Source organism: Vibrio sp. CB1-5 (assembly GCF_059412285.1).
The window spans coordinates 14008-33870 of record NZ_JBJHPB010000017.1; the positions used below are offsets into that span (position 1 = coordinate 14008).

14 protein-coding genes and 5 tRNA genes are annotated in these 19863 nt (G+C 46.2%); 13 read left to right on the top strand and 6 right to left on the bottom strand.

Going from position 1 to position 19863, the window contains the following annotated elements:
• Positions 1-58 precede the first annotated feature (58 nt).
• Positions 59-472 (bottom strand): c-type cytochrome, encoded by a 414-nt coding sequence (locus ACJB0T_RS13065; RefSeq protein ID WP_042501986.1) that lies wholly within the window; start codon positions 470-472, stop codon positions 59-61.
• A gap of 296 nt (positions 473-768) precedes the next feature.
• On the opposite strand from ACJB0T_RS13065, the gene ACJB0T_RS13070 reads away from it, so the two are divergent.
• From ACJB0T_RS13070 to ACJB0T_RS13115, 10 genes are all read left to right on the top strand, one after another.
• Positions 769-845: transfer RNA gene (locus ACJB0T_RS13070), tRNA-Arg, on the top strand.
• A 29-nt stretch (positions 846-874) separates the two neighbouring features.
• A tRNA-His gene (locus ACJB0T_RS13075) sits at positions 875-950 on the top strand.
• A 68-nt stretch (positions 951-1018) separates the two neighbouring features.
• Positions 1019-1095: transfer RNA gene (locus tag ACJB0T_RS13080), tRNA-Pro, on the top strand.
• 43 nt (positions 1096-1138) lie between these two features.
• Positions 1139-1214 (top strand) — tRNA-His (locus tag ACJB0T_RS13085).
• A 55-nt stretch (positions 1215-1269) separates the two neighbouring features.
• Positions 1270-1346, top strand: a tRNA-Pro gene (locus tag ACJB0T_RS13090).
• 931 nt (positions 1347-2277) lie between these two features.
• Positions 2278-3996 carry a dipeptide ABC transporter ATP-binding protein gene (locus ACJB0T_RS13095; RefSeq protein WP_479294656.1) on the top strand — a complete coding sequence of 573 codons (1719 nt, stop codon included), beginning with the start codon at positions 2278-2280 and terminating at the stop codon, positions 3994-3996.
• A gap of 86 nt (positions 3997-4082) precedes the next feature.
• Positions 4083-5636 carry an ABC transporter substrate-binding protein gene (locus tag ACJB0T_RS13100; protein WP_479294657.1) on the top strand — a complete coding sequence of 518 codons (1554 nt, stop codon included), beginning with the start codon at positions 4083-4085 and terminating at the stop codon, positions 5634-5636.
• Positions 5637-5753: 117 nt separating this feature from the next.
• Positions 5754-6731: an ABC transporter permease gene (locus ACJB0T_RS13105; protein WP_479294658.1), complete on the top strand. Its 978-nt coding sequence runs from the start codon at positions 5754-5756 to the stop codon at positions 6729-6731.
• A 2-nt stretch (positions 6732-6733) separates the two neighbouring features.
• Positions 6734-7675, top strand: coding sequence for an ABC transporter permease (locus ACJB0T_RS13110; RefSeq protein WP_479294659.1), 942 nt, complete (start codon positions 6734-6736; stop codon positions 7673-7675).
• 110 nt (positions 7676-7785) lie between these two features.
• The gene (locus ACJB0T_RS13115; RefSeq protein ID WP_479294660.1) at positions 7786-8769 is read left to right on the top strand and encodes an SPOR domain-containing protein; all 984 of its coding nucleotides are present in this window, start codon (positions 7786-7788) and stop codon (positions 8767-8769) included.
• Positions 8770-8776: 7 nt separating this feature from the next.
• Here the strand turns inward: ACJB0T_RS13115 and ACJB0T_RS13120 are convergent, their stop codons facing one another.
• From ACJB0T_RS13120 to ptsG, 4 genes are all read right to left on the bottom strand, one after another.
• Positions 8777-9793, bottom strand: a complete 1017-nt coding sequence (locus ACJB0T_RS13120) for an acyltransferase (RefSeq protein WP_479294661.1) — start codon at positions 9791-9793, stop codon at positions 8777-8779.
• 98 nt (positions 9794-9891) lie between these two features.
• Positions 9892-10608: a sugar isomerase domain-containing protein gene (locus tag ACJB0T_RS13125; protein ID WP_479294662.1), complete on the bottom strand. Its 717-nt coding sequence runs from the start codon at positions 10606-10608 to the stop codon at positions 9892-9894.
• 20 nt (positions 10609-10628) lie between these two features.
• Positions 10629-12011 carry an NTP transferase domain-containing protein gene (locus tag ACJB0T_RS13130; RefSeq protein WP_479294663.1) on the bottom strand — a complete coding sequence of 461 codons (1383 nt, stop codon included), beginning with the start codon at positions 12009-12011 and terminating at the stop codon, positions 10629-10631.
• 99 nt (positions 12012-12110) lie between these two features.
• Positions 12111-13553 (bottom strand): glucose-specific PTS transporter subunit IIBC, encoded by a 1443-nt coding sequence (gene ptsG, locus ACJB0T_RS13135; RefSeq protein ID WP_479294664.1) that lies wholly within the window; start codon positions 13551-13553, stop codon positions 12111-12113.
• Between the two features lie 227 nt (positions 13554-13780).
• Between ptsG and ACJB0T_RS13140 the strand changes: the two genes are divergently transcribed.
• Genes ACJB0T_RS13140 through ACJB0T_RS13150 form a run of 3 tightly spaced genes read left to right on the top strand, consistent with a single transcriptional unit; the run spans position 13781 to position 17133 of the window.
• Positions 13781-14491, top strand: a complete 711-nt coding sequence (locus ACJB0T_RS13140; protein WP_479294665.1) for a response regulator — start codon at positions 13781-13783, stop codon at positions 14489-14491.
• Entirely contained in the window at positions 14481-15908 is a 1428-nt protein-coding gene (locus ACJB0T_RS13145; protein ID WP_479294666.1) for an ATP-binding protein, read from the top strand. Before ACJB0T_RS13140 ends, ACJB0T_RS13145 begins: the two co-directional genes overlap by 11 nt.
• A complete protein-coding gene (locus tag ACJB0T_RS13150) occupies positions 15886-17133 on the top strand; it encodes an ABC transporter substrate-binding protein (RefSeq protein WP_479294667.1) in 1248 nt (415 codons plus the stop codon). Before ACJB0T_RS13145 ends, ACJB0T_RS13150 begins: the two co-directional genes overlap by 23 nt.
• A 48-nt stretch (positions 17134-17181) precedes the next feature.
• On the opposite strand, the gene ACJB0T_RS13155 is transcribed toward ACJB0T_RS13150, so the two are convergent.
• Positions 17182-19800: a hypothetical protein gene (locus ACJB0T_RS13155; protein WP_479294668.1), complete on the bottom strand. Its 2619-nt coding sequence runs from the start codon at positions 19798-19800 to the stop codon at positions 17182-17184.
• Between the last annotated feature and the right edge of the window lie 63 nt (positions 19801-19863).

Below are 19863 nucleotides of genomic sequence, written 5' to 3' on the forward strand. Positions count from 1 at the left end.
TAAAGAAGGGGCTCACTAACCAGTGAGCCCCTTCTTTATATAGAGTGCTTTTTCTGAATTACAGACCAGCAATCATGTGCTCGATAGCATCGATGATTTCTTGATCCGAACAATCCATACAAGAGCCTTTTGCTGGCATTGCGTTAAAGCCGTTGATCGCGTGATCCGCTAACACGTCTTTGCCTTGTGCAATACGCGGAGCCCAATCACCCGCGTCACCGGTTTTCGGTGCACCACTCACACCAATTGAGTGACAAGCAGTACAGAAGGTGTTGTAAACCGTAGCACCATCGCGTGGACCAGTCGGCTCTGCAGCAACTGGCTCGCTGCCGGCTAAGTAAACACCACCAACAGGTTTAATACGCTCTGCGATAGCGTCATATTCTTCTTGGCTCACATCCGCTGCAAAAGAGGCAGTAGAAAAAGTTAGTGCAGCGACCAACACAGTTAAGATTCGACGAGACATATCCATTAAACTCACTTTACTATCCAACAAGGTAGCAAGTCGGTGCTTGCTATTCATTTATACGATTTTATTCTGCTTGCTGATCTAACGGCTGTTAAATCAATGTAAACATTGGGTGATTATATCCTGTTAACTTGTTGCAATAAACCACAAGTTTTCAGCTTCACGGGGTGAATCACATCGTCAAGCTACTATTTTCTGTACCAAAGTGCTGAAAAAGACAACAAACGAGAAAAAAAGTTGAAAAAGTACTTTACGACATAGTGTGATATCCGTATTATTCCCATCCGCCGATAGGGCATGCGCCCGTAGCTCAGCTGGATAGAGCGTTGGCCTCCGGAGCCAAAGGTCGAAGGTTCGAATCCTTTCGGGCGTGCCATCCGGAAATAATATTGGCAAAACATAATGGTGGCTATAGCTCAGTTGGTAGAGCCCTGGATTGTGATTCCGGTGGTCGCGAGTTCGAATCTCGTTAGCCACCCCATTATTTCGGTGACATTTGTCTCCAGTTTTGATTTAATCGAAACGAAATCGTTCTGAAAAGAACATCGTCGGTGAATAGCGCAGCTTGGTAGCGCATCTGGTTTGGGACCAGAGGGTCGGGGGTTCGAATCCCTCTTCACCGACCACTATTTCAGTTATCGTTGTTACGGTAACAAAACAAAATTTGTGGTGGCTATAGCTCAGTTGGTAGAGCCCTGGATTGTGATTCCGGTGGTCGCGAGTTCGAATCTCGTTAGCCACCCCATTAATTTTGGTAGCATTTGCTTCCCTTTACGATTTTAGTCGTAATAAAACATCGTCGGTGAATAGCGCAGCTTGGTAGCGCATCTGGTTTGGGACCAGAGGGTCGGGGGTTCGAATCCCTCTTCACCGACCACCATTCGAAAGCCTCGTCGAAAGACGAGGCTTTTTTCGTATGTGGTTTGCAGGTTTTGGGAAGAACCCATACGAGTCGGGGGCTGGGTGGCCAGTCCTATGGAAGCCCAGTCGTCGAGTGTCGAACCAATCGAATCCCTCTTCACCGACCACCATTCAAGGCCTTGTCCAAAGGCGAGGTTGGTGGTTGGAAAACTCTTGAGGTAGCGTAGGTGAGTGAGCTCGGGGGCGCTAATGAGCTCGATTTCATGCCTTTCGCCAGTTTAGTTTCATATGATTGCTGTTATTGAAACGCGAAAACTCACTCTTCTTAGCACTTTTTCTTTCTATAAATAGCCTGATGTGCCTCTTGCAGTAGGCTGAATAACATTTCTACGATTCTTGTAAGATAAGAAATGGTGCTTCGCTCTGCATTTGCTGTAAAAGCTAGAGTTTTGTTCATAATGATAGTACTGGCTATGTTGCAATTTAACGTAGGGGAAAATGTTGCTAACTTTTAAAATCTGAGCATTTAGGCTAGGAAGTGTGATTAAGATCTAGACTTTAGTTCTGCAAATGACTTTGTTACAAAACTTATGTTTCCATAGTGTTAAAGTGATTGTGGAATAACTATTCGCGGTGGGTTAGTTATTAGTATGGTTAATATCGTGATGTGTAGCGATTTATGATCGTTTTATAGTGGGTTTTATTGGTGCCACATCAAGTTTTTTAATAGGTCTTACCATTGCTATATGTAGTTAATGTGCATAAATATTTATTTATACTGCTTTAGATTTGCTTGAAATCGAATTTTTATCCTATTTTTGTTGCTTTTCTGTGAAAGATTTGCCAAATTGATGCACTTGTAATTAGTCAGCAGAAAATGCTGTCTAAGAATGGATTCAATTTTTCAGACAGGGGCAGAAAACTGCCAAAGCAGTAGAGGTCTGGTAATGTCATTATTAGAAGTTAAAGATCTTCGTATCGAATACCCATCTCGCCATGGGGTACATGCCGCGGTTAAAAATTTGTCGTTCAATATTGAACGCGGCGAAATAGTTGGTGTTGTGGGTGAGTCTGGTGCAGGTAAATCAACCGTAGGTAATGCGGTGATCGATTTGCTATCACCTCCAGGAACGATCGCTGGTGGCGAAGTGTTCCTGGATGGAGAGAAAATCTCCGGTCTATCTCCTGAACAGATGCGAAAAGTTCGTGGCTCAAAAATCGGGTTTATTTTCCAAGACCCAATGACCTCACTTAATCCACTCTTCACGGTTGAGCAACAATTAAAAGAGACCATCCACGCCAATATGAAGGTGACGGATGCGCAGGCCTATGAGCGCTCTCTCAACCTAATGAAGCAAGTGGGTATTCCACAACCAGAAAACCGTCTTAAACAATATCCGCACCAGTTCTCTGGTGGTATGCGCCAACGTGTTGTTATCGCTATCGCGTTAGCGGGTGAACCTGACCTAATCATTGCTGATGAGCCAACCACCGCACTAGATGTATCAATTCAGGACCAAATCTTAGGTTTGATTCGTGAGCTGTGCGTTAAGAACAATGTCGGTTGTATGCTAGTGACGCACGATATGGGCGTAGTGTCTAACGTGACTGACCGTGTTGCGGTTATGTACCGTGGTGACTTGGTTGAGTTTGGTGCTACGAAAAAAGTACTGGGCGACCCCGATCATCCATATACTCGTAGCCTTATTTCAGCGGTTCCGCGCTCAGACATGAAACTGGATCGCTTCCCACTGGTTAGCTACATCGAAGAAGCTCACGAAATGGAGCCGCTTGATGTGAAAAACCACTGGTTAGGTCAAAGCCAAGATCACCGAAACTACACAGGCCCACTCCTTAACGTTGAGAACGTCAACCTACGCTTTGTGACCAAAGATTCTTTGTTCGAAAGTCGTCGTGAGTACGTTCAGGCGTCGAACAACGTGAGCTTTGAGGTTCATGAAGGCGAGACATTTGGCCTAGTAGGTGAATCGGGTTCGGGTAAATCGACCATTGCTCGTGTTATTGCAGGTCTTTACGCACCAAACTCAGGAAAGGTGACCTTTGAGGGTATCGACTTAACTTCGCTTAAGTCGGAGAAAGAGCGTCGTCCGATGCGTCGTCAGATGCAGATGGTGTTCCAAAACCCATACACCTCAATGAACCCGCGGATGAAGATCTACGACATCATTGCTGAGCCAATTCGTTTCCACAAACTGACCGCTAACGAGTCAGAAACTAAACAGATTGTTGAAGATCTGCTTGAGCACGTGGGTCTTGGCAAGATGGCGGGTGTGAAGTATCCACACGAGTTCTCTGGTGGTCAGCGTCAGCGTATCTCTATCGCGCGCGCACTGGCAACGCGTCCACGTCTATTGATTTGTGATGAGCCAACATCAGCGCTTGATGTATCGGTTCAGGCGCAGATTTTGAACCTACTTAAAGATCTTCAGCAAGAGCTGAACCTCACCATGCTGTTCATCAGTCACGATTTGCCGGTTATCCGTCAGATGTGTGATCGAGTGGGTGTAATGCAAATGGGTACGCTACTGGAAGTGGCACCAACCGAGCAATTGTTTACCGACCCACAACACGAATACAGCAAGCAACTGATTTCCTTGATGCCTGAGTTTACAGGTTTAAGAGAAGACGTAGTAAAAACGGCGTAAGCCAAATAAGTTCCTAATCGGAAATATAAGCAGAAGCAAACACAACAAAAAGGGATCCGGATCCCCGCATGAAGGAGTTATGCACAATGAAAACCATGAAAAGTAAATTAGCAGTGGCTTTGATGGCAGCTGGCCTAAGCTTTAGCGCTGCAGCAGCAAACATCACCGTAGCATACGACGCTGACCCAGTAACGCTTGATCCACAAGAGCAGCTATCTGGCGGTGTGATGCAGCTTTCACACATGGTATTTGACCCACTAGTACGTTTTAACCAAGACATGGAATTTGAGCCACGTTTGGCTGAATCTTGGGAGCGTGTCGACAACGAAACTATGCGTTTCAACCTACGTAAAGGCGTTAAGTTCCACTCTGGTAACGAGCTAACAGCTGACGACGTAGTATGGACATTTGCGCGCCTTAAGAAGTCTGCTGACTTCAAAGGTATCTTTGCGCCGCTAGTATCACTGACTAAAGTTGACGACTACACCATCGAAATCAAGACTGACGGTACTTACCCGCTAGTTGAGAACGTGGCAACGTACATCTTCCCAATGGACAGCAAGTTCTACTCTGGCACAACAGAAGACGGTAAAGACAAAGGCGAAATCGTTAAGCACGGTAACTCTTTTGCTTCTACTAACGTTTCTGGTACTGGCCCATTCACGGTTAAATCACGTGAGCAAGGCATCAAGGTTGAGTTTGAGCGTAACCCTAACTACTGGGATACCGCATCAAAAGGTAACGTTGATAACTTAACACTAGTACCTATCAAAGAAGCTGCAACGCGTGTAGCTGCTCTTCTTTCTGGCGACGTAGACATGATTGCTCCAGTAGCGCCAAACGACTACAAGCGAGTGGATAGCGCGAGCAACATCAACCTATACACTATGCCTGGTACGCGTGTCATCACGTTCCAAATGAACCAAAACAGCAACGAAGCGCTGAAAGACGTTCGCGTTCGTCAAGCTATCGTTCACGCAATCAACAACGAAGGTATTGCTAAGAAGATCATGAAAGGTGCTGCGACACCTGCTGGTCAGCAAAGCCCCGTTGGTTACGCGGGTTACAATGAAGAGCTAACTCCACGCTACGACCTGAAGAAAGCGAAAGAGCTAATGAAGGAAGCGGGCTACGAGAACGGCTTTACGCTATCTATGATGGCGCCAAACAACCGTTACGTGAACGATGACAAGATTGCTCAAGCTGCGGCAGCAATGCTATCTAAGATCGGCATCAAGGTTGATCTGAAGACAATGCCTAAAGCGCAATACTGGCCAGAGTTTGATAAGTGTGCAGCAGACATGATGATGATCGGCTGGCACCCAGATACAGAAGATTCAGCGAACTTCACAGAGTTCCTAACGATGACTCGTGATGAAACTACGGGTCGTGGTCAGTACAACTGTGGTCACTACTCTAACCCAGAAGTGGACAAGATCGTTTCTGCATCTAACTCTGAGACAGACCTAGCGAAGCGTAGCGCGATGCTTAAGCAAGTAGAAGCAACGCTATACGATGAAGCGGCGTTTGTTCCTCTACACTGGCAAGATCCATCATGGGCAGCGAAGTCTAACGTTGAGATTGGCCCAATCATCAACGGCATGAACTTCCCATACTTTGGTGACCTAGTCGTTAAGTAAGCGGCACTCTCTCGCTGAGTAAGCGACAGATAATCGCGCTCTGCTTTGTTCAGCGAGCAGAGCGCGTTTTTTAGGCTGAACGAATTTTTAATGTAATGGATACATAAGGGGCAAGGAATGTTTTCGTTTCTGGTCAAGCGCCTGTTTCAGGCACTGATAGTGATGTTTGTGATCAGTTTGGTGGCGTTTGCCATTCAGGATAACCTGGGCGACCCGTTGCGTGAACTTGTAGGTCAGTCGGTTTCAGAAGCAGAGCGTCAAGCGATGCGTGATGAAATGGGCCTCAACGATCCCTTCATTACGAAATACGCGCGTTTTCTTGGTAACGCGGTACAAGGTGATTTAGGCAACTCATACTTCTTCAAGCGCCCTGCGGTTGAAGTGATTGCGAGCAAGCTAGTGGCGACATTAGAGCTGGTATTGGGTGCCACGTTAATCATAATCTGTTTATCTATCCCTCTTGGGGTTTATTCAGCAATTAACCCGAAGAGTTTCTTCACGAAAGTCATCATGGCAGGCAGTAGCATCGGTATTTCGATCCCTGTATTCCTGACGGCAATCATGTTGATGTACGTATTCTCTATCGAACTGGGCTGGCTTCCGTCGTACGGACGAGGAGAGACCGCAAACTGGTTTGGTTGGGACTCTGGCTTCCTAACGCTTGATGGTCTGGCGCACTTGGTGCTGCCGTGTATCGCACTGGCTTCCATTATGTTGCCGCTGTTTATTCGTCTAGTGCGCGCAGAGATGTTGGAAGTGTTGAGTTCTGAGTACATCAAGTTTGGTAAGGCAAAAGGTCTGGCGCTGCATAAGATCTACTACCAGCATGCACTTAAGAACACCATGCTACCTGTACTAACAGTAGGTGGTGTACAAATCGGTACTATGGTGGCGTATACCATCCTAACCGAAACCGTATTCCAGTGGCCTGGTACAGGCTTCCTTTTCCTAGAGGCAATCAACCGCGTAGATACGCCGCTTATCACCGCGTACGTTATCTTTGTAGGTCTAATCTTCGTTGTGACTAACACCATCGTCGACCTGCTATACGGCTTGATTAACCCAACAGTAAACCTAACAGGTAAAGGAGCATAACCATGACACAAGCAGTACAAGCCGTTCCTTCACGTTGGGAGCGTTTCAAACAATCGGATTTTCTGTATTACTTCAAGCGCGACAAGGTTGCGATGACGAGTTTCACGGTCTTTATGGTGATTCTAGTGATGTCGTTAGCTTCGCCGTTGATTGCACCGCATAACCCGTATGATCTTAGTACTATCGACATTATGGATGCCGAGCTGCCACCATCTTGGATGGAAGACGGTGACGCAACCTTCCCGCTGGGTACGGATGAGCAAGGTCGTGATATTCTGTCGACGATTCTTTACGGCTCTCGTCTATCGCTAACGATTGGCTTTGCGGCTGTAGGTCTTCAGCTACTTCTCGGTACAGTTATTGGTTTATCAGCGGGTTACTTCGGTGGCCGTGTTGATAGCTTCCTAATGCGCTTTGCGGATGTTCAGCTGTCGTTCTCTACCATGATGGTCGCGATCATTGTCTCTGCTATCTTTAAGGCGAGCTTTGGTAGTGAGTTCTTTAGTCAATATGCAGTGTTAATGCTGGTGGTGATCATCGGTATTGCCGAATGGCCACAGTATGCACGTACCATTCGTGCTTCGGTACTGGCTGAGAAGAAGAAAGAGTATGTGGAAGCGGCACGCGTGATGGGCTTTAAAGCGCCACGTATCATGTTCCGTCACATTCTTCCGAACTGTCTGTCGCCAATCCTAGTTATTTCAACGGTACAGGTTGCGAATGCAATTATGTCGGAAGCAGCGCTGTCGTTCCTAGGTCTGGGTTTGCCTGTAGACCAACCGTCGTTAGGTGCGCTGATTAGCATCGGCTTTAAGTACATCTTCTCGGGTGCTTGGTGGATCACTGCCTTCCCTGGCTTGGTTCTTATCACTTTGGTTCTAGTTATCAACCTATTAGGTGACTGGCTGCGTGATGTATTTAACCCGAAAATCTACAAAGGGTGATCGAGAGTGATTGATTTTTAAACCCAATCCTCACTACACTAAGAGTCGCAAATCATTGCGGCTCTTTTTATTTGTGCCGCGAATTCCAAAGAAGTGTTCAGGGGATAGGTATGAGCTCTTTTAGCAGAGTAAAGGGATTGGTGAGCGCATCATCACGCCAACAGCGTGGTCGTGTTCTGCTCGGCTTATTGGCCATGTCCGCAGTAGTAGCAACGAATGTGTCGGCTAATGATGCTTTGTGTGATGCCAGTCAGACATCTACCAATCAACTCCCTGTACTCGCGGAAAACTGCCCCATTGGTAATGGGGTTTGGGGGAGCAAAATCCCTGTTTCGCAAGACGCGGTTTATTGGATCCAGTGCGGGATACTCGAAATGCCCATGCCTCTTGAGCAAGCGATGCCACTCTATTCTGAGATATCCACCGATGTTTGGATGCTTCCACAGCAAAGCAGCTACCGCTGCTTGATTGGACCTTACACCGATGTGAATAAAGCGAAACAAGACTTAGCTGAGGTAAAAGGCATCGAGGGCTACAAGGACGCGTTTATTCGTGTCGTCGAGCGCAGCAGCAAGGCGGCGACGTCATCCCCGGCTTCCTCATCCAAGTCGGCAAACCCTAATGGGGTAAAAGCTGCCTTCAGCATGCCCCAATCTGGCCAAAAAACATTGACACAACCCGTTCCTCAAACACAATCGGCAACGCCGAAACCTGTTAAAAAAGCCGCGACTATTCCAGCTCTGCCTTCCAACAAATCCTCTGCCTTGTCGATTCGACTTTCCACGCAGCTCGATGGTCAGCGTTATGCCGTCCCTTATTTGTCCGGAGGTGATCATCAGTTTTATATGGAGCACAATAAGGCGTGGAACCGGTTAAGTTATAACAGCGCAATTAAGGTATGCAGCGATCTCGATATGCACTTAGTAAGTAACAGTGAGTGGCAAGCGCTTGTTAGCTCGAAGGTCATGGTGAACAACCAGTGGCCAATGCAGATGCCTTATTGGGGAGATGGTCAGAAAGGACTATTTACTAATGGCAAGGTGTCACCGCTTAAAGGTAACACCCTGCTTAACGTAGTGTGTGTAGGAAAATAGCTTCTCGCTATGGCAGCAGCCAGCGGGTTTTAGGGCTGCGAGCCAACAACCAACTGGTGCCTAGCGCCAAACTGCCACTGACCAATACCCAAAATGGGATCATGTAAATTGGATGGCCATGGTGCAGTCCAAGTTCATTCATCGGCCATAGAAACAGTGGATGTAGAATGTAGATGCCTAGGCTGTACTGACTAATAAAACTGACTACTTTTTTCACCTTTGGTTTGAGGTTGTCAGCATAAGCTTTACAGACGATAAAGATCATACTTGCGGCTAAAACCGTGTTGAGTGTCTTATAAGAGAACCAGCGCCCGACGTAGTAGCGTTCAGCATCGATACTGCCTTGCACGACCATATAGCTGCTCAGAGCCATCGCACCTACACCAAGAATCGCAGAGGTGATGACCACACCACGGCTCGCCGGCAGCTTTTGATACAGAATATAGCCCAGTGGCAATAAGCCCATGTACAACCAGAACTGCTCACTCCAAGGCCCATCAATACGCATTAAAAACAGCAAAGTAGTCAGTAGCCAAAGCCCGGTGAACGCATAAAGCGCCGCATCATCGAACTTGCGAACAAACAGTTGCAGGAAAGGAATGGCAGCGTATAAAGGGATAAAGTAGTAGAAGAACCCAAGGTGGTAATAGGTTTGGTGGTGGTAGCTTTCTGCTAATACGTCTTTTACTGTACTGCCATTAAAGCCTTCGACCGTCCAGCCCGATAGATAAGCGTAAAACAGTGACCAAACCAAAAATGGGATGAGTACTTTTCCCAGTCGGCGTGACAAATAGTATTTCAGATCGAACGGACGCTTATCATGAAGCATCAGCGCACCGGTAATTAGAATAAACACAGGAACGGCCCAGCGACTAAATCCATTGAAGGTAATGGCCGTCACCCATTCTCCCATCGGAATTTGTCCTAATTCATGACGGTAAGGTCCCAAGGCATGAATGATGATTACCGCGAGCGCCGCTACACAGCGCATCGCATCAAAGAAATATACGTGTTTTTTGTCCATTAACAACTCCTTACAGTCACTATGAACTATAAGAAATATCCCTTACATCGGAAAGTTAACTTAAATAAAACTTGTGTAAAAACTTCTCAATAACTGAGTTATTGGCATTTTAGTCGTCCATGAAAGTGTTTATAGACGTCATCATTGTTAAAGCCGTCGGCATTTTGACTCGAAAAAATCAATGGTGTGGTGCCTTTTTCAAGCGCTATCTTCTGGGCTTCGGTACACAGTATGTGCATCAGCATCATGCCAGAAATGGTCGAAATTCCTCCTGTAGGACGTTGATTGATTTCTATGGCGCCGTCACCTGTCGGAGCTAGGTTATCCAAAACAATATCAGCGATATCCATTAGCTTCTGCCCTGAATGGTGTCGGCTTTTAAACTCTGAAGAGTGGGTAAGGGAAGTGATGGCGATGACACAGTGCCCTTCACGTTTTGCTCTGAGTGCAAACTCGACCGGTAGCGCATTGCGACCAGAGTTGGACACAACCACAATGACATCATTGGGTGAGATTTTCTGGTCATCCCAAAGAATATCTGCGAGCCCTGGAAGCTTTTCTAATGCGGAACCGCGTAAGGCTCCGTCACTGGTGAGCACATTCGAATCGAGGATCGCGTTGATATTGCCAAGCCCGCCAGCGCGAATAAAGCCTTCTAGTCCTACCATGTGCGAATGTCCGGTGCCTAGAACCTGGATCATATTGTCTTCAATGATGGCGTTGGCAAATAACTGACTGGCTTTGTTAATTTGCTGGTGGTTAGTGTTAACAACATTATCCAAAATTTCAGAAAGTTGGCTGTAGTATTCAAACATCTTGCTCTCCTATTTTTTTGTTATTGGCCGTAGCGCTCATGATTCCAAATTTGGTAGGTCAATGATGGCTGAGTTTGAACCAGTTGACCGTTATCGACGTCACCTTGTACACAGCAACTAGCACCAATAATCGATTCATATCCCACTTTGGTGCCGGGCATAAGGCTAGCGTTGACTCCAGTGCGGCAATGATCACCAATATAGACAAACTGCCCAAATTGGTGGGGAGTGATGCGTTTTCCTTTGATGTTGTGCTGGACTTTCGCATCATCAAATCGTAAATCACCAAACACGGTTCCAGCGCCAATATCAGTCGATTGCCCTAAAATACCATTAACGACACATTGATGATTGAGGTAGTTATTGCCAAATAACAGGCCATTGAGCTCAGCACAGTGAGCGATTTTGCTGCGATCACCGACAATGCTGTGAGCATTAACTTTGCAATGTTGCTTGATCTCACAATTATCGCCAACGATGTTATTGCCCTCTAAAATCGCACCTTGCTGTATGGTGGTGTTATTGCCAATGATGACATTTCCCAAAATATACACCCCTGCACCGATATGGCTATTTTCCCCTAAGCTCACAAAACCATCAATATAGGCAAGTGGTGACACAGAACTACTTTGGGGAATGTGATGTTGTTTGAGAAGCTGGCAACGTTGAGTGGCGAGATGTTGATTGATTGCCATTAGATCCCAAGGGTAATCAACATTAAACGATGGTTGCTGGCATTGAAGATGCGCTATTTTGTCGATGTTTGCGTTTTGGTATAAAGACGGCTCTAGGTAGTATTCATCACTTGGAATCATGCCACATTGAATATGCGGTTCTATACTGGCCAACCCACAGGAGAAAATGGCGCTCAGAGGTTCATTTGTTAACAGAGCACATAGCTCGTGGTTGTAGCCAATTCTTCTCGGGTGGTAAAGAAAATCAAAGGGGTGATTAAGATCGAAACAGAGGCGATCGGAACACTCCTCTTCTCTTAATGACCGGAATAGGCACGCATCGTGTTTTTGTTGATGCAGTTGGGATAGGTCAGCAATATCGAGATACTGGTCAGCAAACAACACCAAGCTCCTAGAAGAGTGGGGAGGCACACCATTAATAAGCTGTTGTAAGGTGTCTGCAGGTCCTTTGCTTTTAGATATATCAACAATATCGATAGCTAAGTTTTTAAGTTGAGGGTGGGTTTTGAGTAGCAGGCTCAGAGCTGCCCTTACTTGGTTGTGATGAGTTGTACCAATAGAGACTCGAGACACCTTTAGGGCGTTCAGGGAACTTAGCCACCAATAGAGTAAAGGGAAACCTGCAACGGGAAGAGTTAAACAGGATTGATTTTGGCCTAGTGGCCACAAACGTCGGGACTGCCCTGCTGCGAGCAAATAAGCGTGCATATAACCTCCAAAAAGTGAAAATAACCCAACCTAGTAAATAGGTTGGGTTGAAAAGAGCAGCATTGAGCGGGGGAAGCTGCCCTTTCAGGAGACGCTCGGCTATGCAGACGCAAGTACCGAGTTTATTTCTGTTTTAATGTTGTCGGATTGTGTACCAAAAATAGCTTGCAGATTGTCACCGATGACAACGACATCAATGGCACCAAGATTTTTAAGCGCTTGAATATCCGCATTACTAATGTTTTTTAGACTCACGCGAAGACGAGTGATGCATGCGTCGACAGATTTGATGTTCTCTGCACCACCCAATGCGGCGACAATATCGTTTGCCAGTTCACCTGAGACCTCGACGACTTTACTGTGCGTCTCTTCCGTTTCACGACCTGGTGTTTTTAGGTTCAATTTCACAATAAGAGTGCGGAAAAGTATGTAGTACAACGCTGCCCATAGAGGACCAATGATTGCGAACAACCAAGCGTTCGAAGACATTGGGTAGTATAGGAAGAATTGAATAGCACCGTGTGCAAAATCCGTACTGTGCTTAATGTCCAGCATCGCTGTGATAGCAAAGGCAATACCCGTTAGGATTGCATGGATAACGTACAGAATTGGCGCAACAAACAAGAAAGTAAACTCAATTGGTTCAGTGATACCCGTTAACCAAGAAGTGAATGCGGCGGTTGCCATTAGGCCACCAACGACTTTCTTTTTCTCAGGTGCTGCACAGTGGTAGATAGCTAGTGCTGCGGCAGGCAGTGCCCACATTGAGTACATGAAACCACCAGATAGATAGCCAGCTGTTTTGTCGCCAGCAAAGAAGCGAGTCAGTTCCCCCGTAATTTCTTTACCCGTATCAGGGTCAATGTAAGAACCGACTTCAAAGAAAAATGGCGCATTCCAAATGTGGTGAAGACCCACAGGCAGTAGCGAGCGCTCACCTGCGCCATAAATAGCCCATGCAAGGGTAGGATTTTGGTACGCAGCCCAATCAGAGAATGTATCTAACATTGCACCAACAGGCGGCCAAATAAACGCCATCGCCATACCAATTGCAATCGCAATCAGTCCCGTGCTGATAGGGACAAAGCGTTTACCGGCGAAGAAGCCAAGGTATTCTGGCAGTTTGATGTTGTAGAATCGGTTGAACATGGCTGCAGCGACAGCGCCCATGATAATACCGCCAAAGACACCGGTTTGCAGCGTGGCAACACCCATAATCGTTGCGTCTGTCTCTAAACCTCGGAGTCCAGCGGTTACCCCTAGTGCGGCATTCATTATGATTAAGCCGACCACACCAGCAAGCGCTGCCGCGCCATCATTCCCCTTGGATAAACCAAGAGCAACGCCAACTGCAAACATAAGCTGCATGTTACCGAACACACCATCACCTGCGGCGAGCATAACCTTGCTTAGCGCATCTGGGATGAAAGCGAATCCGGCGTTACCAATACCTAACATAAGACCAGCAACGGGGAGAACCGCCACAGGTAGCATTAAGGAGCGTCCAATCTTTTGTAACTGTGCGAAAGCTTGCCCTAGCATAACTTCCTCCTTGTATGGTGTGAAACATTCAAATGAATCGTTTTTTGATTCGTTGGCATTAGCGTAACGAATGTAAATGTAACCATGGTTGGAAAATGCAAGCAGTTTGTAAGCAGTCGCTTACAAACTGCTGTTTGCTTTTAGAAATAGTTTGAGCTGTACGAAAGAACTGTTCATGCGGATCCGATACAGTTCACAGCATGCAAAACCACATCGAGAGAAAAAGAATGGAAGCAAAAAAAATACTCATCGTGGATGACAATAAAGAACTGCGTGAAACATTAGGTGAGTACCTTGAAAAAGCAGGTTTTGAGGTACATTTAGCACAAGATGGGGAGGCTATGTGGCCTCAATACCACACGGTTGACCCAGACTTAATTATCTTGGACATTATGATGCCAGGAGAAGATGGGTTTAGCCTTTGCCGAGAGCTACGCCGCCTTTCCGATGTGCCTATTATTATGCTTACTGCGGTGACGGAAGAGGCCGATCGAGTCGCTGGTCTAGAGATGGGGGCAGATGATTATATAACGAAATCATTCTCACCTAGAGAGCTGCTTGCAAGAGTAAAGACGATACTGAGACGAACGAACACGACTCAGGCTCGTTCAAGTTCTGAGCAGGTTATTTGCTTTGGTCAATGGAAGTTAGATACCTATACCCGTCACTTGTCGAAACGAGGAAGCGAAACCTCGACGGCGCTATCCGGCAGTGATTTGTCACTATTGCGTCTATTTTTAAATAGCCCTAAAAGCCTGTTAACTCGCGATCAAATAGCCCAAACAATATGGGGGCGCGATGCTTTGCCCATGGAGAGAGGGATTGATGTTCAGGTGAGTCGTTTGAGGCATCACCTTCAAGATAGTGGACGAGAGCTTATTGTAACGGTGCGCAATCAAGGCTACATCTTGATGGCTGAGATACACAATGAAAAGTAATGTATCGTCATGGTGGGTCGGTTCGCAGGCTGCAAGAACGTCTCTAATACTGCTGGTGGTCATTGCATTATCTCAGCTCATCTCCAGTGTGGTTTGGTATAAACATTCTTACCTAAAAGAAGAGCAGTCACTTGTGAATAGTGCCAATGCTCTCGCGTTGAGTGCGGCCTCGACGATTCGTTACTTTAATGACCTTCCAGAGGATTATCGGCATTTAGCGCTGAATCAACTGCGGAACATGGGGGGGGCTAAGTTCTTTGTTTCACTAAACGATCATGCCATCGAGATTAAAGATATACCTTCGAGTGAAAGAAAGGAGGTGGTGGTGGCTGAAGTGAAGCGCATTTTTCGGCATGAATTGGATTATCACGTCGAGGTACGAGCTTCTTTCACACTCAGGCACGATTTACGAGTTTTCAACGAAGAGCTTCCAATTGATGACTTGCCATTTCAGTGGGGGCATTACAGTATGGCCTCTGGTGATCAGTCGACACCTATATTGGTGATTCAAGCAAAAATTTCCTCTGGTGCCTGGTTTTATGTTGCCGCGCCCTTTAGCCAGCTCGATGCTGAATATCTGAGCTCTCAACAAATCTTTACACTCATACTTTCGACGATATTGTTGCTATTAGTCACCTGGGTGTTCTTTAGAAGAGAGATGCAGCCGATTAAACATCTTGCCGTCGCGGCAGAGAAAATTAGTCGACAAGAAGACAATATACCTCTTATTCCCGTTTCGGGTAGCCGAGAACTTCGCTCAGCGGTCACCGCATTCAATCAAATGCACCTCAAGGTGAACAATTTCATTCGAGATAGAGAGCAGCTGTTTAGTGCGATTTCTCACGATCTGAAAACCCCGATTGCCTGTCTTAAACTGCGCACAGAAATGCTTGATGACGATAGAGAAAGGGAAAAATTTAGTCGTATTATTGGTGACCTGGATCTTTTAGTGAAAGGGGCTCTACAGTGCATGAAAGAGACGGATATTCATGAAGATATAGAGCCTGTTGACCTTATCTCGTTGATTCAACATTGCCAAGAGCTTTATCCCGAAGGTGATAGCCTTATTAATATACAGACTCACAATCACCCGAGTGTGATGGGTAAGCCGTTAGCCCTAAAACGTTGCTTACTGAATGTGATCGACAATGGCATAAAGTATGGGCACCGTGTCGATGTTCAGCTGATTGAGTCGACACAAAGTGTTGACGTGATTGTCGAAGATCACGGTCAAGGTATTGGAAATGTCGCTGTAGAGGACCTATTTAAACCTTATTTTCGTGCTAATACTGAAATGGAAGGGACGGGGTTGGGGTTGACGATTTCACGTAGCATTATTCGTGGTCATGGCGGTGAATTAATAGTCAGCAAGGCGGAAGCTGGAGGTTTAAGAGTTGTCGTATCGTTTGTTAAGTAGTTTGGTCTTGGTATTTAGTGTGGTTTCTGTGGCTCAGGCGACACCAAGCGCTGGGTATGAATTTCTCCATTGGTGGACATCAGATGGAGAGGAGAAAGCGCTTCATACTATGACGTCACAGTTACAAAATCAGGGCGTTCCTCTTGAAGTAAAGAGTGTGAAAGGAGGAGGAGGTGAACCGGCATTAAGTGTGTTGCAAACCCGAGTTCTTGCGGGGAATATGCCGGAAATGGCGTTGGTCGAAGGTGTGAATATTCAATCTTGGGCAAAGCTGAACTTGGTTTATAACTTGAGTCTAGTGGCGAATGAAGAGCAGTGGTTGGAAAAACTCTATCCGCTGGTCAGTGATCTAAACACCATGAATCAGGACTTTGTCGCTGTCCCGCTGAACATTCATCGAATGAACTGGTTGTGGGCTAATCAGGCATTACTATCACAGTTACAGCTGGCGACGCCGACAACATGGAAAGAATTTATTGCTGTAATGCAAGCGGCGAAATCTCGTGGAATAACGCCACTCGCATTGGGAAATGATCCGTGGCAAGTCGCTCAAATATTTGAGAATATTGTATTAAGCCTTGGGGGGCGAGAGCTTTACTACGCAGCATTAGTCAAACTTGAACCCGAGGCGCTAGCCTCTGACACGATTGTTCGTGCTCTTAACATTTTCCGAGCCATCAGTGAGGTTCAGCCTCTCCCACTGCAAAAACTCTCGTGGTCTCAGGCGACACTTAACTTGGCACAGGGGAAGGCGTTAATGCAAGTTGGTGGTGATTGGGTGTTGGGTGAGCTTAACACCTATGACCAAGCGCTGAGTAATTATGTCTCGTGCCACGTTACGCCTGGTACCGAGCAGCACTTTCTCTACAATATGGATAGTGTGATTTTTTTGCGTTCTAAGTACATGTCATCAGATGAAGCACAGCGTATTGCGAGCCATCTACAAAGTCCGTCGTTTCAATATCATTTTAATTTAGATAAAGGCTCCATCCCAGTACAGCCAGACATTGGGTTAGAGGGTTTTCATGCTTGTCAAAAGCGGTCTAAGCAGGATTTCTTAGTTGCGCAGAAAATGCATAAAACAGTGCCAAGTATGAGTGACTCTATGGCGTTAGACCCCAATAAACAGCGCATTTTTAATTTGGCTTTGTATCGATATTTTATTTATCAAGATCAGTCACCTGAAGATCTGGTGAGTAAGCTACTATCTCTGTCTAGAACGTGAAAAAAGGCGCCGTAGGCGCCTTTGCAGCTTATTGAAATATCGAAGATATTAGTCTTTTAGTGTTAGTAGCCAAGACTCGATCCAGCCTTTACTCTCATTTGAGTTAAACGTACTGCTATGTTTGAAGAACTTAGCGGCAACTTGGCTGATAGAGTTAGAAGACAAGGGCTCATCTAGATTAGTGATGGCCATCGTTACTTGGTAGGTATGCTCTTCCCCACCTTCAATGAACGAGAATAGTGGCGTTTGCAGATAGCCTTCGGCACTATATTGAATATTACCTTTGGCAAGCTCTTCCATTGCTCCATCGTCGTTCTTTTCATGAATGCCAATCTGGCCATCAGCGTAGATACGGTAGAACATATCCTGGTCAAACAAATCAAAGTATTCACCGCCCATCGCTATAGAGAGGACTTCAATGATCTCTTGTGTTGACTCAGTTTGCACCTGACAATTGGTGACTGCGGCTTGATAAGTTGCCATATCGGCAGCTTCAGTCGGGTTGTCATCACTATCGCGAGGCGTGTCACCTTCAGTACAGACGAAGTCACGGTAGATGAAAGAGAACGCGACTTTTTCAAACTCGTGCTGATACTGTTCTTTGGTTTTCGCTGTGATGGTGTAGTGGTCGCCATCAATCAGTGCATTGTTAAAGTCAAAATCGATAGCAATCGTTGGGTAGCCGTCTTCTTCTGGATCATAGCACTCGAATTCAGAGCGTTCAGTGACCGTCCATTCTTGGGTTACACTGGATAGACGGAACTCTTCAAATACGTCATTCGCAAAGTCGCACGAGAATGGCTTGCCATTGAAGGTGTAGTCCGGTGGAGTCGTAAAGAAGACATTAGCGTCATAGTTACCAGTGTCGCCAGTGTTGGTGTTTTTGCCTATGTTGGCGCTGATTTCACCCAGAACAAAAGGAGCTGCTGCAGACTCATCCATGACTGGGAAGAAATAGTCGACGGTCAGGTCGCCATCTTGACCTCTATAGGCAAGTCGCTTTTCAATATCGGCTTTGTTTACGTAAAGTTGATCAACACCCTTTCCATCGATAATGTCATCCATCTCGAGCATGTAGTAGCCTTTATCGCTATCTTGATGAACAATGAGCATATTAGCTACTTTGTCGTCACCCATCGCCACAGTGATGGTATCGCCGTCAATGGAATATGTACCAACGGGTTCTGCCTCAAGCTCTGGGCAGCTAGCCGGTGTATGAGATTCTGGGTCAGCAGAGAAATACATATTGCCACCTTCGAGCCTCATCGCGTGACACTCTAGGTGGTGGTAAGTGTATGAACCCTCAGGACCCATATTTGTGTCTAGCATGTAGAAGGTTTGGTTCTCAAGCGGATGCGGAACTTCAACTGTTGACTCACCCACGTTGATAGAAAACTCTGCCTGAGCTTTGTCGCTATTGATGCCATCGGTAGCAGCGAGCGTGAAGGTGAACTCTCCCGCTTTTGAAGGTGTCCCCGCTAGTGTCAGGTAGCCATCTTTAACCGCGATGCTTACACCGTCGATTTTTCCTGAAACGGTAACCGTGAGTTCATCACCATCGATATCATCAAATAGATCGGCAATATCAAAGCTCTTATCAAGGTCGCTGCCTTTCAAGAGCTCTAGCGCGTCGAAATCAGCGTTTAATTCGGCAACAGCCTCGTCATTGACCGTTGGTGGTGTGTTTGGTGTTGTGACCGTCAGCTCCCAAGATGCTGGGCGTGATTTAACTCCGTGAGAGTCCATAGCAAAAAACTGATACTCAAACTCACCTGCTTTGCTGGTATCAAAGCCTGAAACCAAACCGGCATCACTGACAGAGAGTCGTGGTGCGCCATCTAGTGATTTGACGGTGTAGTTTAGCGTATCTCCATCTTTATCATCGAATAAATCAACAATGCTGAACTCGGTAACAACGCCGCCCACCTCTATGTCGGTGTCTTTTAGTTGATTGATTATACTAGGACGATGGTTTTGAGTTGGTTTACCTTCATCGATAACAGGGTGGAAGTCTTTTAGGTCGTCTTCGTTATCTGGCAGGATGTCTCGAATGCTTTCTGCTAGCTTACGTGCTTCTTCAGCGGTGGTTTCAGAATCGCTGCTATGGACGGTATCAACTAACACCTCACTAATGATGGCTAGTTTTCTGTTGCCGTTAGTAGCATCAATAAAGTCGCTATCTAGCTCGTCAATTGTAACGCCAAGAGCGTCGGCAACTTCTTGAATTGCAACGTCTTTATCTTCGTCTGTTGCGTCATCTGGAAGCTGACTTACTGTGCTGGCTACGAGATCGGTAATGGGGGTGATGACTGGGCTACCTGCCATAGCCTTTAGGCTGAAGGCTTTTTCAATGACACCACGAGTTTCATCAATAGTAGTACCTACTTCAGCACGGACACAAAGAGCGACATCACGATACTGACTATCTAGAGTCGCTATACCGCCAGTTGTCGTGAGTGTATTCGTATCGGTTTCGCAAATGCCATCACCATTCGTGTCGGCGAGTATTTTTGCACCTTTTAAGTAGCCATCTATAGCGGTTACGGTAAAGTTTTTTGCTGAAGGGGCCTCTGGTGTTGTAGAGGAATCACCACCACAACCTGCCAGCATGACTGTAGAAATTGCTGTCGCCAGCAACGTTTTGTTAGACAACCAATAATTGGTCATTTTGTACATCCTATGTTTTTATAATTTATATCTAGCTATCAATAGTTTGAGGTCGATTGATAG

What these genes read in the sequence shown, in the direction of transcription:
- ACJB0T_RS13065 (WP_042501986.1), bottom strand. Translation starts at nt 472, where the DNA reads ATGGATATGTCTCGTCGAATCTTAACTGTGTTGGTCGCTGCACTAACT.
- ACJB0T_RS13095 (WP_479294656.1), top strand. Translation starts at nt 2,278, where the DNA reads ATGTCATTATTAGAAGTTAAAGATCTTCGTATCGAATACCCATCTCGC.
- ACJB0T_RS13100 (WP_479294657.1), top strand. Translation starts at nt 4,083, where the DNA reads ATGAAAACCATGAAAAGTAAATTAGCAGTGGCTTTGATGGCAGCTGGC.
- ACJB0T_RS13105 (WP_479294658.1), top strand. Translation starts at nt 5,754, where the DNA reads ATGTTTTCGTTTCTGGTCAAGCGCCTGTTTCAGGCACTGATAGTGATG.
- ACJB0T_RS13110 (WP_479294659.1), top strand. Translation starts at nt 6,734, where the DNA reads ATGACACAAGCAGTACAAGCCGTTCCTTCACGTTGGGAGCGTTTCAAA.
- ACJB0T_RS13115 (WP_479294660.1), top strand. Translation starts at nt 7,786, where the DNA reads ATGAGCTCTTTTAGCAGAGTAAAGGGATTGGTGAGCGCATCATCACGC.
- ACJB0T_RS13120 (WP_479294661.1), bottom strand. Translation starts at nt 9,793, where the DNA reads ATGGACAAAAAACACGTATATTTCTTTGATGCGATGCGCTGTGTAGCG.
- ACJB0T_RS13125 (WP_479294662.1), bottom strand. Translation starts at nt 10,608, where the DNA reads ATGTTTGAATACTACAGCCAACTTTCTGAAATTTTGGATAATGTTGTT.
- ACJB0T_RS13130 (WP_479294663.1), bottom strand. Translation starts at nt 12,011, where the DNA reads ATGCACGCTTATTTGCTCGCAGCAGGGCAGTCCCGACGTTTGTGGCCA.
- ptsG (WP_479294664.1), bottom strand. Translation starts at nt 13,553, where the DNA reads ATGCTAGGGCAAGCTTTCGCACAGTTACAAAAGATTGGACGCTCCTTA.
- ACJB0T_RS13140 (WP_479294665.1), top strand. Translation starts at nt 13,781, where the DNA reads ATGGAAGCAAAAAAAATACTCATCGTGGATGACAATAAAGAACTGCGT.
- ACJB0T_RS13145 (WP_479294666.1), top strand. Translation starts at nt 14,481, where the DNA reads ATGAAAAGTAATGTATCGTCATGGTGGGTCGGTTCGCAGGCTGCAAGA.
- ACJB0T_RS13155 (WP_479294668.1), bottom strand. Translation starts at nt 19,800, where the DNA reads ATGACCAATTATTGGTTGTCTAACAAAACGTTGCTGGCGACAGCAATT.